Below are 19874 nucleotides of genomic sequence, written 5' to 3' on the forward strand. Positions count from 1 at the left end.
AGGTATGACCAATCCGACCCTCGCGATACTTTGTCCCCAGATCATTCTGGTTGCCACAGCCTGCTTGTTGCTGATGGTATTTCAACATCGCCGTCTCAGCAAAGTATGGGTGGGCGCGATCGGCGTCTGCATATTCATCGCCGCCGGCGCCGCTAAAGCGTGGATTTCCTCCGGCATTGATGCAACAGAGATCGCCGAGGTTACCGTCGATCCGCATATCGAGACATTGCAGTGGATCATGCTCGGCGTCGGTGGCGTATTCGCCGGCTTACTGTCGCAACGCTCTTGCGGCGAACGATCGGCCGTGGAAAGTGTGGCGATGCTATTGTTCAGCACAGCTGGAGGCCTGTTGGCGGCGATGGCTGATGATCTGGTGTTGCTGACCGCTGCGCTGGCCTTGGCCTACTTGCCACTGGTTTTGGTTCTGTTTGTTAGTGAGCGGACTCCAACGGCAAAAGGAGCGACGCTAAAATTCGCCATCATGGCGGGTTTATCGTTGAGTCTGACCGTTTTAGGGTTCGTGTTCCTGTATGCATTGACTGGCACGACGACGCTGTCGGTAATGAATCTCAACGCAACGACCGCAGCGCATCATACAGCAATGCCTAGCGCCGCCTTGATCTTGCTGATCACCGGCTTGGCGATTCCACTGGCAGCTGTGCCGTTTCATTTCGCGATGGTCGACGTCGTAAATGGCGTCGACGGTTGGACGGCGGGGGTCCTGTTGCTCGTACCGCGTCTGGCTGCGATTTCTGCCTTACTGCGAATTTGCTTGCTGCCTTCCCCTGTAGCGACGCACGTCGGAGTTGCTTTGCTGTTGGTTTTGGCGGTGATCACGATGTTGGGAGGGGCGTTGATGGCGCTGACTCAAACTCGTGTTCCACGACTCTTGGCCAACTTGGCGATGGCCCAGACCGGTTGGTGGCTGTTCGGTTTGGCGGTCATTTGTTGGCGCGTCCAACAAGGAGACAGCCTGGAATTGCAACAAGCACGCGCCGCTTGGACCGGTCAATTAGGGGCGACATCCCTCGCGCTGGCCGGTTTGTCCGCCGTGTTTTTGTCCTTGGGAGGTGGCGATGAAAAATGCCGGTTCACGGATGAACTGACCGGGTTGTCACGGACTGAGCCAACGTTGGCAGCGGCCGTGTTGCTATTTTTATTCAGCCTCGCAGGCCTTCCGCCACTGTTAGGTTTTTGGAGTCAAGCAGCTCTGTTGTGGACGGCCTTAGCAGCGTATGTGCCGAATCCGCTCGACCTAGTCGCGTTTCACCGCGGTTTCGTCACGGCTGCCGGCGCGGGCGTCGTCGGCGGGATGGTCATGGCAGCCGTTGCTGTACGCACAATCAGCCTGATGTTCTTCCATCCGCCGTTGAACAAACCCCAGCCGCGACAGGGTCATATAGCACGTCTCGTTGCCGTCGCACTGGCATTCGCGCTCATCGCCGCGAGCCTCTTTCCGCGGGCTGTGTGGGATTGGCTCATCCGTTAAGTGCGCGGCCGCCGCTGGTAAGAGCGAGATTTCCCAGGCCGGTGCGGTGTTATGAAAATAAACGGCGGTGATTTCGCAGCAGGCATGCCCACGCCAATTCCATCTCAATTAAACATGGGTCGCAAAACCACCGCCGTCGAGCACATAGGCTGATGAATCTGATTTAGCAGACAGCGGTGACAACACATTGGCACAGCTGTTTCAAGTTGTGCTAATTTTTTAAATCTCAATCCCATGGCAGCTTCCTGCACCACGTCTGGCGGCCTAAGGATGCATTTCCCGCCGGGGTTGGCTACATTGACTTTCTGAGTCGACCGCACAACCGCTTTGGGAAATGGGAGTTGCAATGCACGTCGTGACGTTCGGTGAAGTCATGCTTCGTATGGCGCCGGAAGAATTCATGCGGATTCCGCAAGCTCTGCCTGGGCGGCTGGAGATCACCTTTGGAGGCGGCGAGGTGAATGTGGCTGTCTCAATCGCCCGGCAAGGAGGCTCTGCGTCGTTTTTAACCAGCCTGCCTGACAATCCACTCACCGACGCCTTTGAGGCGGAACTCCGCAAATTCAATGTCGGAACCGAACTGGTCCAACGAAGCGACGAGGGCCGCTTTGGCGTCTATTACGTCGAAACCGGCGCCAATCAACGCGCGGGTACGGTGATCTACGACCGCGATTATAGTTCGATTTCCCTCACAGCCGCCGATGCATACGACTGGGAAACCGCCTTCGCCGGGGCCAATTGGTTTCACATCACCGGAATCACCCCAGCGATCAGCGCCGCAGCCGCAGAGGCGGGTTTGGCCGCCATAAAACAGGCCAAACAGCAGGGGCTGACTGTTTCTTGTGATCTGAACTTTCGCAAGAAACTGTGGAACTGGAAACCGGGAACCGGCACCAAGGATCTCGCACAGCAGACCATGCGGGAGTTCATGCCTTATGTCGATGTCATCGTCGCCAACGAGGAAGACGCCGACATGATGTTGGGCATTCGCGCCGACGACACCGACGTGGAAGCGGGGCAAATCAGCGTCGCCGCCTATGAGACCGTCGCAAGAAAAATCGTGGCCCAGTATCCCAACGTCTCACAAGTCGCCATCACGCTCCGCGAAAGCCTCTCTGCCAGTCATAATAACTGGGGCGCTTTGTTGTTCGACGTCGCTCATGACCGCAGTTTTGCGGCGCCGCTGGATAAAAATGGAAACTACAAGCCTTACGAAATCCGCAACATTGTCGACCGGGTCGGTGGCGGCGACTCCTTTGCGGGGGCATTGGTCTTTGCTTTGAACACACCCGAATCGGCCGATCCAGAAGCAGCCTTGCGTTATGCCGTCGCCGCCAGTTGCTTGAAACACAGCATCAAGGGAGATTTCAATTATGCTACCCGAGCGGAGATTGACGCTCTGGTTTCCGGCAGCGGTTCTGGGCGTGTGCAGCGTTGATGGCAGGTTAAAGAGTGGCCAGTGAAATTGTTGTTCTCGTCGGTTGGTTTTTGTTGGGCAGCAAGTGTTGCCCCTACCCCGAAGGGGTAGTTCATCGTAGCCTAGGGTAAGCGGCCAAAGCCGCGCCACCCTAGGTGGTTAGGATCAGCTGAAATTCTCGTTTGAACGAATTGAAACTACGACATTTATGAAACGCCGCCAAACTACGACCGGCAATTTGACGCGGCTACTTGGTGGCGGTTCGACGCCGCTGTTCGTGATGAACGCACAGCGGAAGCTGTTGGTGTTTAACCGCGGTTGCGAAGAATTGACCGGCTTTACGGCGGAGGACATTGTTGGTCGGATTAGCCATTACGGCAGCAGCGGCGAGACTCCGGTAGAGGAACTAACGGCCGGACTTTGCCCCCCGCCCGAGGTATTGGCCGGTGAGCAACGCAGCGCTCCGGCTTATCTCAGCACAGCAACCGGCGCGTCGTTGCCGCGGATGTTGAATTTCTATCCATTTTGCGATGAGCAGGGACAGGTGATTCATGTGTTGGGCATCGTGTCGGCGATTCCCCAACCACCGCACGTAGCCGACCCTACGGCAGCTCAAACGGTGCATGCCGAGTTAGCCGCTTTGCGGGGCAATCTACGGCAACGCTTCGGACGGCAAACGCTGGTTTGCAAAGGCCCGGCGACAACGCGGATGCTAAATCAAATCGATTTGGCGCAGCATTGCCGAGCAGCGGTTTTTCTACAAGGGGAACCCGGAACCGGCAAGCAACATATTGCCCGGGTGGTACACTACGGCGGGGACGCGAAAAACACCGCGTTTGTTGCTGTGGACTGCCGGAAACTAGCCGCCTCAGAGATCGACCGCACCGTTACGCGTTTTTTAGAAGCTGCAACCGACCCTGCGGCGCGCGGACTGGGCATTTCCGCAGGGTCTCTCTTTCTGGGCCATGTCGAACATTTGCCCCGCGACGTGCAGCGCCGCATTGTCAAAGCGCACGATGGGGAAGAACCGCCCGCATTGCGGTTGTTCAGTTCCAGTTGTTTTCCGCTGGCCGAGGCGGTCGAACGCGAAGATCTGCTGTTTGAATTACAGGCATTACTAACAACCGTCACGATCGAGGTACCGCCGCTACGGGACCGGCCGGAGGACTTGCTACTCCTCGCGCAGCACTTTCTTGAGGATTTGAATCGCCGTGGCGAAAAACAGGTTGGTGGTTTCGCGCGCGATGCGGTGAAACTTTTTACCGAATACAATTGGCCGGGTAACTTGGAAGAACTCTTCAAAGTCGTTGGCGAAACGCATACCGCAGCGACCGGAGAGATGGTCCTGCCGGCGGACCTGCCGTTTCGTTTCCGCACCGGTTTTGATGCTCAACACCTTCCGCCGGTGGAACAGTTCACCAGCATTCCGCTGGAACAACTGACGTCCGAGTACGAAACTGAATTGATCCAACGGGCATTACGGCAATGCAAGCAAAACAAAAGCCAAGCAGCCGACCTGTTGCAAATCAATCGCGCGAAACTGTATCGTCGCATGGAAGTATTAGGGATTGATGATGCGGATTCGGGGGAGGACCAATAGATGAATGGCAATGACGGAAAATTACACCAGCAGCATTGGATGTTGGCGGTCATGGGAGGCCTGGCGATTGTCTGCGCATTTGCGAATCAGGCTGCCGCCTTAGAACCGATCCCCGATAAGCTGGTGGTTTTGACATTCGATGATTCGGTGAAATCGCACTTCACCAACGCGCGGCCGATTCTCAAGGATTACGGGTTCGGCGCGACCTTCTTCATCACCGAAGGGTTTACGTTTAAGACAAACAAACGGGACTACATGACGTGGGAAGAGATCGCCCAATTGCATCGCGATGGATTTGAAATCGGCAATCATACCCGCGATCACAAAGGGGTGACTGCTAAGAGTCTGGATCAGGTGCATGAACAACTCGAAGCGATCAACGCCCGCTGTAAAGAACACGGCATCCCACGCACCGTCAGCTTTGCATATCCCGGCAATGCGTTTGATCCGGACGGCTTTGCGCTGTTGAAAAAGGCGGGGATCAAGTTCGCACGCCGCGGCGGCGCGCCGGAGTATCCCTATGATCATGGACGGGGCTTTGCCTACGAACCGGGACGCGACCACCCACTGTTGATCCCCTCCGCCGGTGACGCGCGGCCCGATTGGCAGCTGCCGGATCTGATCCGTGCTGTGGAACAGGCGCGGGACGGCAAGATCGCTGTGTTACAATTTCACGGCGTCCCGGACAACGAACATCCCTGGGTGCACACCCCGGAAGAAAACTTCCGCGCATTCATGAAGTATTTGCATCTGCACAAATACAAGGTGATATCACTGGGGGACTTGGCCAAGTACGTCGACGCGGAGCAAACACCGAGAAGTTACGACACAGTGATCAAAGAACGCAAAGCCGCCATGCCGTAAGGCGCACGATGAAATTCCTCCCCCTCTCCCGCTGGGAGAGGGCTGGGGTGAGGGTTTCCGCACAACTGTTGTCGATCATCACCACATTTCGATGGGGGAATTCCTTGTCCTACATAGTAAGGTGCGGTGCGACGCACCCTACACACATTGGGCTACTCACTGGCAAAGAACGCCGAAAGCACGAAACCGGAGTTTCGTGCTTTCGGATATGAATAGCGACACGTTGTCGATTATCGTCGTTTTGGCTCCGGGAGGTCGCGATTGGAAGCACCGTTGGTTGAGAGCCGGCGTTCCGACTTCCGCATTCCCGGTTGTTCCCAGTTTCCTTGCAACTTTGGAGTCTGGTCGTCGAGCCTAAGCAAGTTGCTTGCGACGACCGACCAGCGTGCGGATACGTTCCGCGAGCAGGGCAGCGTCGAAAGGCTTACGGAAGGTCTCGTTGAAGATCGTTCGGTCGAATCCGGCCGAATTATCTTCGTCGTTGAGTAGACCGATCAAAACTGTTTCGGCGTACTCGTTATTCTTTTTAAGGTTCTGTGCGATCATGATCGCATCGTTACGTCCCATGACAAAGTCGATAACGACACAGTCAGGGTGCAACGATTCGGCTTGAATGCCCGCTTCAAAGCCGCTGTTGGCGTATTCAAGTTTAAACACATCAGGGGGCATGTGTTCGGTCAGGTTGTTGCGAATCACCGTGTCAGACCCGACGAGCAAGACTTTGCCAACGGCTTCGTCTTCTAGCTCGCCCAAGGGCATACCGTGTTCTTTCAGGAACCGAATGAGGTGCTCGCGGGGAATTCGCCGGTCTTGCGATCCGGGAATGCGATAACCTCGAAGGCGACCTGAGTCGAACCACTTGCTGACGGTGCGGGGCGCAACTTTACAGATCTTGGCTACCTGTCCAGTAGTGAAGATCGTCTTCATTGCCGGCTCTCCAATCACTTGTTCAATGTATGCAAACGCAGAGGGTCTTGCGGGCCCTCCAGAATCACACTCCGCCATGACGACCGGCTTTCCTAGCCCTCGGGTCCTAGTGGCGAACCGTCACGGCTGGGTCGGGGCATGCTTCTTGGTCAAAGACCGGCCTTGAGGTTTCTCGCCAGGCCAATCTTGCGCTTCAATGAGGTAAGGAATCAATTGGGAACAAATTACGTAGTCGGAAGGTGACGGGCAGTGCCGTCAGGTGGGATTTCCACACACTACGCACGCTCTACGTGCTGTAGAACGCAATGTGTTCGTAAAACACGTCGTGTGTTGGAAATTGAAGGCGGGACCGAATGCCTAAAGGTCTAGGCGCACGGCTGCTGCGGTAGGACTGGTATGCCATACTGAAACTTCCCCCCTTCAGACGTCTTGCCTTTCAGACTCTTCGACCTGCATGCCGCCAATCGCGTTCTGGCACTGAGTCGAGGAGTTGAAAAACCAAACCGTCTGAGTACTACTTTCGATCCAACAGGGGGTGCGACTTTAGGTTCTTTGAAGACCACACCGAAAGTACCAACGCTTTCCACTGGAACCATCGACGGGGACCTGTCGATTGACACGGCTTGCCCGAATAACCGCAACGTGTTGTCGGCAACGAGGATAGCGGCGGTTTTCCGACTCGAAACAGGGGCGGTTTCCCCTACCAAATCGGATAACTCGCATAAAGGTAGAGAGGCCCGGGATTTTGTGCGGATTTTGAGGGACCAATCAATTTCAACGGCCTTAACGGGGCCGAATAGTCGTACACAACGTACCGCTGCTCGCCAGACACGCCGACGACGAGCAAGGTTCACACCTCAAGCGGCATCGCTGCTCGTTTCGGATTCATCGATATCGCCATGCGGACGAATCTTGAAATGGCCATCGGGGCTGACATCGTCGAAACGAACCGACATCCGTTTGGAGACGCCCGACTCCTCCATCGTCACCCCATACAACACATCCGCCCCGACCATGGTCCGTTTGGCATGTGTGATCACAATGAACTGGGTCGTGTCTTGGAATTCTTCGATCACACCCACGTAACGTTCGATGTTCGCATCGTCCAAAGCCGCGTCGACTTCGTCCAATATACAAAACGGGCTGGGACGGCTTTGGAATAAGGCCATCAACATCGCGACAGCGGTGAGTGTTTTTTCTCCACCGCTCAACAATGAGATGCTGCGTAACTCCTTACCCGGCGGTCGCGCAACCACATCGATGCCGCATTCTAGAATGTCCTCGGCATCCTCCAAGATGATGTCGCCATCGCCGCCGCCGAATAATTTGCGGAATAAGCCTTGGAAATGTCCGCGGATTTCTTCAAACGTCTCCTTAAACAACCGCCGGCTTTCGGAATTGATCCGACGGATGATCTCTTCCAACGAACTTTTGGCGTCCGTCAGATCCTGAAGTTGTTCGCTGAGCTTGCCGTGACGCGATTCTAAGTCTTCGAGTTCCTGCAGGCTGTCGACGCTGACATTGCCGATTGATTTGAGTTTGCGGCGCAGCGTTGAGATTCGAGATTCAATCGCTTTGCGAATTTCGACAATCACTTCCGGCGGCTGTGCCTCCCACGATTCGCTGGGTTCGCGGATCGTGGCCTCCTCGTTTTGCTCCTGGTCGGCGTCGAGATGCTTCTCTGCTTCATCAAGATGCTGTTCCGGATCGTCGGCTGAGGCCGTTTCCGTCTCGGTTTCTACCGAATCGACGTCGTTGCCGGCCTCTTCTTCGCTCGAGGCAGCGGTTTCGGGAGTTTGTTCGTGTCGGGCTTCGTCCACATACAGCTGAATCGCGGAAACGCCCTGTTCGGCAACTTCCACGACGTTGACGCCGAATTCTTCTTGGAGCCGCTCTTCGACATTTGAGATTTGGTGTCGTAAGTCGCGTCGATTCATTTCCTGTTCATGCGCGCGTTCTTCTAACTCGCGCAGCGCATGCCGATATTTCAGCTCCTCCGCCGAAAGTTGGCTGCGAATCGCGCGGACCTCTTCCCGCTCACGTTCGCGTTGCGCGAGATCGATGGACAGGCCCTCTTGAATCAACGCGTGCTCCGACAAAGCCGCGGTCGAATTGAGCAGTCCTAACGTCAGGTTGTCTCGTTTCTCACGAACGATTTGCAACCGCCGTACCGCTTCCTCACGATGCGCATCGCGTTGAAATTGCTCTTCCCCCAGGCGGGAACGTGCGGATTGCAGGTTTTCCAACCGTTCTTCCTGCTTGGCCATTTCCAATTTGTCTGAACTGAGTTGCTCGCGGCGGGCGGTCAACTCCTGTTCCATTTGTTCGACCTTGCGTTCGCCGTTATGAATCAACTGTTGTTCATCGGCGAGTTGCGACTCCACTTTCGCCAGCGCTTCGGCGGCCGCCATGCGCTCAGCGCGGCATGTTTCGAGTTCGTTGGTTTTCTCCACAACCGACTCGCGGGCATCGGAAACGCTCCGCTCCAGTCGCTCGCATTCCATCTGTTGGCTGAGCATAGCGGATTTGGTTTCCGCCAAGGTCTCGGCGTGCGTTTCCTGCTCCGCTTCGAGTGTCCGCAATTCCACGGTGCAGGCCTCTAATTCGGCCTGTTTTTGTATGAATTCTTGTTCAGCTTCCTCGATACGACTATCGAGCCGTTGCAAATCAGTTTTCAGACGTCGCAATTCGCTGCGCCGCGAGACCACGGTCGTTTCTCCCTGAAACGTACCTGCATAGACACGTCCATCAGCTTCCAACAATTCGCCCTGCAGCGTGACGAACCGGCAACCGTGACCGGCGCCGGCCGCTAATTCCAAAGCTACTTTGAGCGAATTGACGATCCACGTATCTCGCAACAACGCCGCCGGCAAGGTGGGAACCGTTGCGGCGGATTTGACCAACTGGTCCGCACGCGCAATCACGCCAGGCCGGTCCGACAGATCGACCGTCGCTGAGGGACCGTTTTCGGCAGATTGTCCAGTACTGTCAGTGACCGCTAAGAATCCGACGCGCCCGGAAATCTGGCATGCCGTGCCTTGCAAGTATTCCAACAAGGGATCCGCATCTTCTAGCACGATTAATTGCGAACGGCTTCCTAAGGCGACTTCGATCAAAGCCGCGTGTTCCAAATCGACTTGCAACAGATCCGCAACGCTTCCGCGAATTTGATTCCACGGGGTGAGATGACTTTCCCGCGCACGCGTTAGAATCTCGCGGACACCGACACCGATGCCTTCGTTGCGTGATTCCAAATCCTCCAGAACCTGCAAGCGGGCTTTCCAACCGGTCCGCTGTTCGCGATGTGTGTTGAAAGCGTGTTCGGCGTCCATGCGTGCTTGCGATAATTCTTCAAGCCGTGTCCGCTCTTCGGTCAGTCGGGTCCGCAATTCGGTTTGCCGGTTTTGCGAATTTTGCAATTCGCGGTGATGCACTTCGAGTTTTGAGTTGGCCGCGGTCAATTCCTGTTGGCGGGCGCCGATGCGTTTTTCGTCTTCGACCAACGCAGCTTCTATGGTTTTGATCCGGGCATCGTTGGTGGCTATCCGGCCGCCCAGCACGGCGACGCGTTGTTTTGCCTCTAATGTTTGTTCCCGTGCCGCTTCCAATTGCTGCAACCGGTCGGTCAGGGTTTGTCCGAACTGCGACAACTCCTGTTCGCGGGCGATCAAAGCGGCATTGCGGGCTTCATAGTTTTGTTCGTAGTCCTCCAAACTGGCGAGCGTCTGCTGCAACTCTCCGGCGATATCGCGGGCGCGAAGCGTGAGATTGGATTGTTGCGACATCAACCGCTGAAGTTCGGCCGAGAGTTCGTCGCGACGACCGCTTTGATGTCGGGAGGTCGCCTGAAAACCGGCGATGGCTTCTCGATTGGCGGCGGTCCGTTGTTGTGACTCCTGCAGCGCATCTTCGACCGTTGTCAGTCGGATGTCGAGCGCGGCCTGTTGTTTTTCAATTTCACTAGATTTGGCTTTCAATTCATCGATTTCAGATTGCCAACCGTCATGGCTTTGAGAAATCGCGCCCAGTTGCGTCGTCAACTCACGATACTCGTCAGCGGCGAATCCGACACGCAATTCCTGCAATTCCGAGGAGTACTTGCGATACCGGGAGGCCTTTTTCGCCTGTTGCCGCATCGTATTGAGTCGCCCGCCCAACTCCTGCACGATGTCTTTCAACCGCAACAGGTTTTGATCGACCCGTTCCAATTTGCGTTGCGCATCGACTTTGCGGGCCTTGAAACGGCTGATTCCAGCTGCTTCTTCGAAGACCGCGCGGCGGTTGACATTACTGGCTTGCAGCAACTGATCGACGCGGCCTTGTTCGATGATGCTATAGGCGCCGGTGCCGGTGCCCATCAACAAGTCGCGGACATCTTTCAGTCGCGAGGGCGACTTGTTGATCAGATATTCCGATTCGCCGCTGCGATACAACCGGCGGCCGACTTGGACTTCATCCGCCTCGATGCCCAAGAACCGCGTGGAGTTGTCGAAGCTGAGCGTCGCTTCGGCGAATCCCGAGGGTTTACGGCCCGCGGCTCCATTGAAGATAACGTCTGTCATCTCCTTGCCGCGCAGACTTTTGGCGCTTTGGTCGCCGAGAATCCACTTAATCGAGTCGACGACGTTGCTCTTGCCGCTCCCGTTGGGACCGACAACGCACGTGACACCGGGTGCGAAATCGAATCGGGTCCGGTCGGCAAAACTTTTGAAGCCGAACATCTCGAGCGACTTCAACATCTGCAGCCCTTAACACTTGGAAACATGATTGAAAACGTCTGCATCCGTAATGCAACGTGACTTGGTCGAGGTTCGGTCGCGCGTTGACAATTTGTTTTCCGCACAAAAACGGGGATGGGCGAAGTTCTCGATCCGCTGTTTTTGCAACCGTATGATGCATCCACAGTTTCGCGAAAGCCTCGCCACTCCCGTTGACCAAGAGGCTTGTCCGACGATGACGACGATCACTCGTCGTCCAAATTCAAAATCCCGCTTAAGAATCCCGGCTTCTTAAGAACTTCCGGTTCAGCCTCCTCGTCGGGACGCACATCCGTCACCGAGGCCTCACCGGCTTCGTCCGATTCCTCGACGTCGTCAGATTCTTTTTCTTCAACAATGATTTCGCCGCTTGAGTCACGAATGACCGGATACAGGTTCGGTGTGCGGTTCACGCCGCCAACCCGTGCCTTGCGACGACCGCCGGACGAACCCGACTCGCTCCCGGCGATGGGACGCATGTAAACCCGTCCCCCTTGGGGCAAGGCATCAACTTCCAACCGGCCCGGCAAATTGAACTGTACACTGGCTTGTGACAACATTTGGGCCACATCAGGATAACTGGCGTCCATATCGGCGACAGCCGCAATGACGTCGGCGACACGGGTACTGACTTCTCTACGCTGGTCAGGCTCGCCCAATTTGTACTTGCTAACGATAATTTTGTCGTCGCCAGATCGCGCATTGACCATGATGTGTGGTCCAGCTGTTAAAGCGACCGGAGTCTGCATGCGTTGTTCATCGCCGAATACTACGATTTCAGAGCGTTGCGAACGCGTCAGGTGCACCATCGGCTCACCCGACGAAGGCAGTACGCGAAGCGTAAACTGATCGTTCAGATGTTCCCCACGAATGAAGGGGTCGTCTTTGTTGAGCGTCCACAAGGCTCGCACCGCACCGTAACGCAGTTCGACACTCTCTTCGTTAATCAACTGCCGCAAACCATAATAGGAAACCGTATCGTCGATGATCGATAAGGCGGCCAAGGCATAAACACGAAACGCGCGTTCCTCGCGAGCCGCTTCGACCAATGTTTCCGCTCCGCTATTGTCACCCAAATAGGCCAATGCTTCCGCGGCATAGAATCGAACTTCCAGGCTCGTGCTGTCCTGTAAAACCTGTTTTAAAAACGGAATGGACGGCTTGCCGATCGCTTCGAACCGCAAGGCCGAAATACCCGCTAGAGAAGGACTCATCATTTTTTCTTGCAGACGGACCAACCGTTCCCGCTGTTGAACGGCGTTTTCTCGAAAAGCGATTTGGCGAATGACTTGCAGGTACCGAGAATGGTTGTTCTTGTAACTTTCCTGCACGTCCAATTGAATGTATTCGTCGGTCTTGGCTGTAGCTAGGCCTTTGCGTTGGCTGTTTTTGTAGCCGAAGAACCGTTGGTTGATGCGGTTTTCTACACGTCGTGCGTTCCGAAAACTGATGTACTTGCTTTGCAGATAAACGCCAAGCGTCCGTTCCTTGCGGGCTTTACCGCCGGCCAGGACACGTCCTCGTTTGAGCAACGTGGAAGCGTCGCTATCCTCGACCGAACTGGCTGAGACCAAGACCGGGCCTTTGGCGGTCGCCCAAGTATGCCCCTTCATCGGAGCACGGCCGGAAACGATCGCTTGTTCGGTTAAAAAGCATTCCATCATCCAACCACCACGCAAGCTTGTGGAGTCGCTGTTGGGAGGCAACGCGATTTCGACGTCGAAAATATCCCCCTTCTTCACGACCGGCGGAATATAGGCCCGCACGAGCACCAGTGCTGTATTGGGAGAACGTAGGATTTTATTGGGATTGCGCACCTTGCGGCGACGCATGTCATCCAACAACCAGGAGCGATAAATCGATGGCGGCGGATCTCCGCCGGTGCCGTCCAAGCCGGTGACCAATGCGACCCCTTTGACTTCCATCGCCTGCGTTCCAGCAATGGTGATCATTTTAGCCAGGTAATCGGTCTCGACGGCATTGTTGTTGAGGTCGATATTTTCTTCGTCCTCAGGCGTCTGAGACCGAAAGTTGATGATCTCGGCGCAGCCTGTCAGCGTGATTGAGAACAACAGGCCCCACAACAACATTTTTGTAGATCGGGTCACGAAATCGCTCCGTCGATTTTGAGTAAGCCTGATTCCGGATACACGGCATTTTGGCCATCGTTTTCGCGAATCCGAAAATCGATGCCGCATCCGCCCGCACAGCACACGACCACGGCCAGAGCCGAAATCGTGACGAACTGTGATCGGAATAGTGTGAAATGTCTAAAGAGAGAGGTGAGAAGTGGCGGGAGAATAAGCACAGTTGCTTAATGGGTCAAGACCAGTCAAACAGGAATGCTTTAGAGGGGCCAGTCCACCGCCCCACAGGGGCAAAACAAGCCAGCCCAGGGCAAGGTGCATGAGCAAAGCGAACATACCGCCGCCCTGGGTCGAGGGGGACCGGCAACAATCCAACCCTGAAAGGGCGGCACATAATTTTGCCGATGCACCGAATATCACAACGCAATCGCGTTTTGAAATAACGCGCGCTACGAAATCCAACCGCCACCCAAAACACGGTCGTCGTCGTAACAGACAACGGCTTGCCCGGGCGCGACGCCATACTGCGGCTCGTCGAAGTGGACGGTCATGCGGTCCGCCGCGGTGATTTCCACCTCGGCCTCGGCGGGTTGATGCAGGTAGCGGATCTTCGCCCGGCAACGGAATTTGCCCGGCGGGTCATCGATCAGCCAATTCAACCGGTCCGCAACCACTTCTCGGCAGGCCAAATCTTCGCGCTCGCCGATTACCACCTGTTTTGAGTCAGCATTGATGGAGACCACGTACCGCGGGCTGCCGAAGGCAATTCCCAATCCCTTGCGTTGGCCAATCGTGAATTGTTCGTAACCCGCATGCTGTCCCACGACGTTGCCCGCCGTGTCGACAATCTCACCGGCTGTCTCAAATTCCCCGCGGTAGCGGCGAATGAATCCGGCGTAATCTTGATCGGGAACGAAACAGATTTCCTGGCTATCGGGCTTCTCCGCCAACCGGCACCCCACCTCGCGGGCGATATCGCGGATCTCGGTTTTGTTGTATTCCCCCACAGGAAACTGCACGTGGGATAGTAGGTCGCGATCCAACCCAAACAGGACGTAGGATTGATCCTTGCTGTCATCCACCCCACGCACCAACGCGGGCCGGTCTTCACCCTCTGCGGAAACCAGGCGTGCATAATGTCCGGTGGCGATGCTTTCAGCCCCGACTTGCCGCGCATAATCCCACAACTTGCCAAACTTCAGCCAGTTATTGCACATCACGCAGGGGTTGGGTGTCCGCCCGGAGAGATATTCGTCGGCGAAATAATCCTTGATCCGCCCGAAAGCGTCGCGAAAATTGACCGCGTGAAAGGGAATATCGAGTGCATCGGCCACGCGGCGCGCATCGGCGGCGTCGCTGGCACTACAACAGCCCTGTTTGTGGCTCGCCACAATCGGCAGCGCATCGCTCCCCACGGCACAGGTCGTCTCTTCATGCACGCCCGACCGCATGAACAGCCCGATCACTTCGTAGCCATCGTTACGCAACAGGTGCGCCGCGACCGAACTATCGACGCCCCCACTCATCGCCAACACAACACGTTTTGCCACCACCGTAGAACTCGCTCCGCTGAAACTCAGGAAAACCCCAATTCGCGTATTCTACGCAGTGGCAGCCAATTTGGCGAATCCACCGCGAAACTTACAGGATTTTCCACGTGAGCAGTGGCGGAGAACACAGCGATCTCAAAAGCGAGGATGCGTTTGCGCAGGCAATTCGAAATGGGATCCACAAACAGCTAGTCCTAAGGATCTAGCTGTTTTGCCGGATTTGAGCAGACTGGCCTGAACAAGGCAATTAGTCCTGCGGGCGGACCTTGATGGTCGTGCGATAGGGCACGGTCGGCCACAGTTTGCCGGCCTGTTCAACATGCACAGCGACTTCGGTGACGCAGTTGCTGCGCGATCTGGATCCTGTGGCAGGCAGCGCCTGGGACGAGGTCTTCACCACACGACCGACGCGGTGGACGTCGTTGGGGAATTCCAAATCGAGTTCGCTTCCCTTCTCGAATTTGTTGACTTGGGTCGAGGGGATGTTCACGATGAGGTATCGCTGCTCGGGATCCAAGATTTCGACCAGCGGCTCCGTTGCGGAGACAGTGTCGCCTGCTTCTCCAGCGACGACGCCGATTGTGCCCGGCAAGGTGGCTCGCACGGTGAGATCCGCTTGCGTCGCTTCCAACCGCCGCAGTGTGTCCTGTGCTTCGGCCAAGCGGGCTTCGGCGACGTGAATCCCCATCGACAAACGGACTTTATCCGGAAGTTCGGTTTGAAGTTGTTTTAATTCCGCCACGCGGGCTTCGCATAAATCGATTTGAGCGGAGGCGACTTCGATTGCATTTTCCGATTCATGCACCTTGAGCATCGTCACGACGCGGGCTTGCTCGTCGACAAAGGAGGGTTCGTCCTGCCCAATCTGCCGGATGAGACCGACCGGGGTCCGCTGACGGTTGTTCTCTTGGAACTTCTTCATCAATTGTTTGTGAGCGATCTGATCGACTTCGCGCGAAAGTTTGTCCTGCAGGTACCGCGCCGATTTGAGACGTGATTCGAAAATCTCGTGATCGAGATCATCGAGCCGCCATTGCAATTCGACCACAGCCCGCGCCTGAGCTTGGGACAACTCAGCATCGAGTTGTTCCACGGCATTTTCTGCCTTGAGCCGGTCCGCATCCAACTGCGCATCGGAGAGTACAAACATCGGGTCGCCGGTTTCGATCGATTGTCCTTCGCTGACGAGCACTTCGGCAATGCGCGCATTGCGTGCAGCGATCACCGGTTTTGAGACCACGTGTAGGTAGCCCACGTACTCGGCGTCACTGGGACGCTGCACCCAGAGCGCCAACCCTGATCCGGTTCCGATCGATGCTAGCACCAAGGCGAACACCAAGAGCGGCCGGCGGGGGTGCAGGTGTTGATCATCCTCTTGGACAACCTGTTCGGTTTCGATGACGGGTTTGTGCATTTGGAGTTGCCTCCGTGTTTTTTGCTTATCAGTCAACTTTGCGCACCCTACTGTTTCAAGTCTCTGCGGCTACGTCTCATTGGGCCCATACATATCGGAATTCGAAGAGCGGGCGGCATTCCCGACATCGCAATCGATTCCACAGCATCATTCGGATCGGCCCGAATGACGCATCGATTGATTAGATTCGGCACAAATCTACTAATCACAACACGAAACTAGGTGGCGCGCCGTATAAGGGTTTTGAACTCCGGAGTCGGTCCATCGTGCATAACCGCCATAATCGGCACAGTCGATTTAAAATCATCTCGGAATCACGACCCGAATTATTGATTTTGACTGGATATCCGACCCTGCGCTGGATAGTGTACATGCATACACATAACCTCCTCCCTGAAAGCGCTGAATCCATGCAAACAGAGACTACGATCGCTGAATGGAATGCGGCCTTGGAAGCTGTCGCAGAAGAAATGCTCGACGAAGCGCAGATCATCGCTCCGCCGGTGGATGCGGCACTCATCGCGCGGCGGTTGCGGATTACGGTGGCAATCGATCGCTCCTTACAACCGCGAGGGGTCCACAAACGGTTGTCGGGACGCTCCTCGATTTTTGTCCGACCGGACGACCGCCCGGAACGCCTGCAGTGGGCCGTCGCTCACGAATTGGGGGAATCGACCGCCTATCGTGTTTGCGAAAAATTGATGCTGCCCGACGAGGATGTGGCCGCAGCAGACCGAGAGACATGGGCCAACCTTCTCGCTGCCCGGTTGATGTTGCCCCGACAATGGTTTTTTGAGGATGCAACGCGGCTAAATGGAGATGTGTTGGAATTAAAAACGATCTATCGCACCAGCAGCCATGAAGCGATCGCTTGGCGGTTGTTGGACCTGCTGCGACCGACGGTGATTACGATATTTGACCAAGGTCACATCACCAGCCGCCGCGCGAATACCGGATTTAGTCCGCCTCAGTTGGAATCGCTAGAAAAGAATTGTTGGCAGGATGTGCACCAGGTCCAAAAGTCCCGCACGCATTGCCAGAGGGGCCTCCAAGTCCAATGCTGGCCAGTGCACGAACCGGGTTGGCGGCGAGAGATCTTGCGAACGACGACTCTCGACGAATTCGCCGATATGGGAACAGATGACTGGGACTGACCCCAGCTGTGCTCGTGCTGCCAACGTCGGAAATTTTGTGTTTACCCTCAGTAAAAAGATCAACCACGAAAGACGCGAAATACACGAAAATACAGACAGAGGCTGCGACGTCGTCTTGTGGCATTTCCGTTGAACTCAAAGAAAAAAAGTTGGGTGAACAACGTCGGTTCTTTTTCGTGACATTCGTCGTTTTCGTGGTTCCTCTTTTTTCTGAACAAATCGAATTATCGATGCCGCTCGAGCGAGAAGGTTTTGCCAATCACCTAAATTCTCAACCGATTGGGTTCGGCGGCACCTGGTGGACGGCATGACTGTTGGCATTGTAAAATCTTGCCGCGCGGTTGCGTTTCGATAGCATGCAGCCCGACAGTCGAACTAACTTCTCAAGCAACAATTTTACACGAACGACGAACATGAATACGGATCGTAAAATCGCTCTCGTTACCGGAGCCAGCAAAGGGGTCGGCCGGGGGATTGCAGTCGGATTAGCCCGCGACGGTTGGGATGTGGCCGTGAATTTCAACGGGGACCGCAACGGTGCCGCTGCGACTGCGGCAGCCATCAGTGAGCTGGGTCGACAGGCTTGGGTGCTCCAGGGAGACATTGGTTACCGCGATCAAGTCGAGAGCATGTTTGCCGAACTTGAGGCAGCAGCCGGGACGCTCGACCTGCTAGTCAATAATGCCGGCGTACAAACCTGGGCGCCACTGTTGGAACTGACCGAAGAGGACTTCGACCGCACGATTCGCACGAATCTCAAAGGAACGTTTCTGTGCACCCAAGCAGCCGCGCGGCACATGAAGGACTCAGGGGGTGGGGGCATCATCAACATCGGCTCGGGGGCCAATAAAACCCCCTTTCCGAATCTGGTCGACTACTCCGCCTCGAAAGGGGGCATCGAGAACCTCACGCGCGTCTCGGCGGTCGAGTTGGGGCCACACGGCATTCGGGTGAACTGCGTCGCCCCCGGTGCCATCGAAATCGAACGGACGAAACTGGAGAGTGGTGACTATTCGGCAACCTGGAGTCCACTGACGCCTATGCGTCGCGTGGGGCAAGTCGACGACGTCGCCAAAGCGGTGGTTTATCTCGCCGGCGACGGCGCGGACTTTATCACCGGGCAGACCGTCTATGTGGATGGGGGGCTTTGGTCGCAAGGACCGTGGCCGTACTGAAAAAGTGGCCGGTGATTAGTGGCCAGTGGCCAGGGTTTGTTCTTCAGCAGTTTATGGTATGGGGTGCTGCTTGGGCTAACGAACTTGCACATTACGCTTTGGGGGCGAGGGGACGTCTTCGGTCGGCGTGAGAAGAAAATGTTGGGAAAGCTTAGGAAAACGTTGTTTTTTGTTATTGCTGGCGAATCTTTTTTGCTAGTGCGGTGTTTCTATTGGATGCGGGGTTGCAACTTCTGGTGATCGTACCGACTTGGCGAATGTTCAACCCGCACGGGCCCCTATAAGGAATCGGCTCTTCCCGACCGGTCATGTGGCTGCGACATATCTCATACAGGAGCAAAACAATGCAAAAACGATGGTTTCCCTTGCTGGCAGGTGTCGTGTTTTCGACGTTCATTTTTACGAGTTTGGTCGAGGCCCAAGACGAAGGCCCGCAACGGCGGAGGCGTGACGGTGGCGGACCACGTGAAGGTCGCGGGGGACGAGGCGGCGCTGGTCCCCGACGCGGGGGAGATTTACTTTCGCTGCTACGGATTGAAGAAGTCCGTACGGAAATCAAGCTGGAAACAGGACAAGAGGAATCGGTCGATGAAATCGCCAAGAAACTGCGGGGCGAGCGGGGTGAACGTGGTGAACGACGTAACTTCCGCGATCTTTCCGAAGAAGAACGGACCAAAATGTTCGCTGAACGCCGCGAAGCCGCTGAAAAGCGTGCCGCCGAAGCGAAAAAAATGTTGGCTGGCGTGTTAAACGAAAAACAAATGAAACGGCTAAACGAAATTAAAATCCAGGTCGAGGGTGTTCGCGCGCTCAACGACAACGAAGTGGCAGCCAAGTTGGAAATCACTGACGAACAACAAGGCAAGATCGAAGCGGCCGAAGAAGCCAACCGCGAAAAAAAGCAGGAAGCGATGCGAGGACGTCGTGGAGGACGCAAAAGCGGAGATCGTGAAGCTGCGATGAAAAAGATGGAAGAACTGCGCAAATCGGCCGAAAGCAGCGTGCTGGATATTCTCACCAAAGAACAACAGGCCCAATTTGCCGCTATGCAGGGCAAGAAGTTCGACATGCCGCAACGCCGGTTAGGCGGTCGGGGACGGGGAGATCGACAACGCGGAGACCGACAACGTGGGGATCGCCCGCGCCGCAATCGTGATCGACAGAATAACGACGAATAGCCATCCGTCGTCTGCATAATGTGCCGACAGTCGAATCTGATGGTCAAATGACAAGCGAATTTCGGAAACCCAAAAATGACGCATCCAGACACCGGTCGGGTCGATAGCCCTGCCGGTGTCGTCGTCGTTTGGCGGATACCTTGTAGGAAGTCGCCAGATTGGCCATTCGCGGCAGCCAGTGTTCTTGATCAGGAAAGTCAGAACACCTATTCAAGATTTGTGCTGGTCTCACGAACAAGAGTGTATTGATCGGCGATTGACT

General features: G+C 55.7%; 12 protein-coding genes. 7 read left to right on the top strand and 5 right to left on the bottom strand.

What is annotated here, in order from left to right:
- Nucleotides 1-4: 4 nt before the first annotated feature.
- From CA54_RS05885 to CA54_RS05900, 4 genes are all read left to right on the top strand, one after another.
- A complete protein-coding gene (locus CA54_RS05885) occupies nucleotides 5-1489 on the top strand; it encodes a proton-conducting transporter transmembrane domain-containing protein (RefSeq protein WP_146369899.1) in 1485 nt (494 codons plus the stop codon).
- A 346-nt stretch (nucleotides 1490-1835) separates the two neighbouring features.
- Nucleotides 1836-2927: a sugar kinase gene (locus CA54_RS05890; RefSeq protein ID WP_146369900.1), complete on the top strand. Its 1092-nt coding sequence runs from the start codon at nucleotides 1836-1838 to the stop codon at nucleotides 2925-2927.
- Nucleotides 2928-3114: 187 nt separating this feature from the next.
- Nucleotides 3115-4506 (top strand): sigma 54-interacting transcriptional regulator, encoded by a 1392-nt coding sequence (locus CA54_RS05895; protein WP_146369901.1) that lies wholly within the window; start codon nucleotides 3115-3117, stop codon nucleotides 4504-4506.
- Nucleotides 4507-5370 carry a polysaccharide deacetylase family protein gene (locus CA54_RS05900; protein ID WP_231962979.1) on the top strand — a complete coding sequence of 288 codons (864 nt, stop codon included), beginning with the start codon at nucleotides 4507-4509 and terminating at the stop codon, nucleotides 5368-5370.
- A 354-nt stretch (nucleotides 5371-5724) separates the two neighbouring features.
- On the opposite strand, the gene CA54_RS05905 is transcribed toward CA54_RS05900, so the two are convergent.
- The 5 genes from CA54_RS05905 to CA54_RS05925 form a co-directional block, all read right to left on the bottom strand.
- Nucleotides 5725-6297 (bottom strand): helix-turn-helix domain-containing protein, encoded by a 573-nt coding sequence (locus CA54_RS05905; RefSeq protein WP_145374236.1) that lies wholly within the window; start codon nucleotides 6295-6297, stop codon nucleotides 5725-5727.
- A gap of 857 nt (nucleotides 6298-7154) precedes the next feature.
- Nucleotides 7155-11036, bottom strand: coding sequence for a chromosome segregation protein SMC (gene smc / locus CA54_RS05910; protein ID WP_146369902.1), 3882 nt, complete (start codon nucleotides 11034-11036; stop codon nucleotides 7155-7157).
- A gap of 224 nt (nucleotides 11037-11260) precedes the next feature.
- Complete coding sequence (locus CA54_RS05915) at nucleotides 11261-13162, bottom strand: flagellar basal body P-ring protein FlgI (protein ID WP_197532227.1); 1902 nt, start codon at nucleotides 13160-13162, stop codon at nucleotides 11261-11263.
- A 428-nt stretch (nucleotides 13163-13590) separates the two neighbouring features.
- The gene (gene mnmA, locus CA54_RS05920; RefSeq protein WP_146372289.1) at nucleotides 13591-14691 is read right to left on the bottom strand and encodes a tRNA 2-thiouridine(34) synthase MnmA; all 1101 of its coding nucleotides are present in this window, start codon (nucleotides 14689-14691) and stop codon (nucleotides 13591-13593) included.
- A 247-nt stretch (nucleotides 14692-14938) separates the two neighbouring features.
- A complete protein-coding gene (locus CA54_RS05925; RefSeq protein WP_146369904.1) occupies nucleotides 14939-16105 on the bottom strand; it encodes an HlyD family secretion protein in 1167 nt (388 codons plus the stop codon).
- Nucleotides 16106-16515: 410 nt separating this feature from the next.
- On the opposite strand from CA54_RS05925, the gene CA54_RS05930 reads away from it, so the two are divergent.
- The 3 genes from CA54_RS05930 to CA54_RS05940 all read left to right on the top strand — a co-directional run bounded on the left by CA54_RS05930 (nucleotide 16516) and on the right by CA54_RS05940 (nucleotide 19612).
- Nucleotides 16516-17259 carry an ImmA/IrrE family metallo-endopeptidase gene (locus CA54_RS05930; RefSeq protein WP_197532228.1) on the top strand — a complete coding sequence of 248 codons (744 nt, stop codon included), beginning with the start codon at nucleotides 16516-16518 and terminating at the stop codon, nucleotides 17257-17259.
- 413 nt (nucleotides 17260-17672) lie between these two features.
- The gene (locus tag CA54_RS05935) at nucleotides 17673-18434 is read left to right on the top strand and encodes an SDR family NAD(P)-dependent oxidoreductase (RefSeq protein ID WP_146369906.1); all 762 of its coding nucleotides are present in this window, start codon (nucleotides 17673-17675) and stop codon (nucleotides 18432-18434) included.
- Nucleotides 18435-18778: 344 nt separating this feature from the next.
- Nucleotides 18779-19612, top strand: a complete 834-nt coding sequence (locus CA54_RS05940; protein WP_146369907.1) for a Spy/CpxP family protein refolding chaperone — start codon at nucleotides 18779-18781, stop codon at nucleotides 19610-19612.
- Nucleotides 19613-19874 lie beyond the last annotated feature (262 nt).

Source organism: Symmachiella macrocystis (assembly GCF_007860075.1).
GTDB classification, from domain to species: domain Bacteria; phylum Planctomycetota; class Planctomycetia; order Planctomycetales; family Planctomycetaceae; genus Symmachiella; species Symmachiella macrocystis.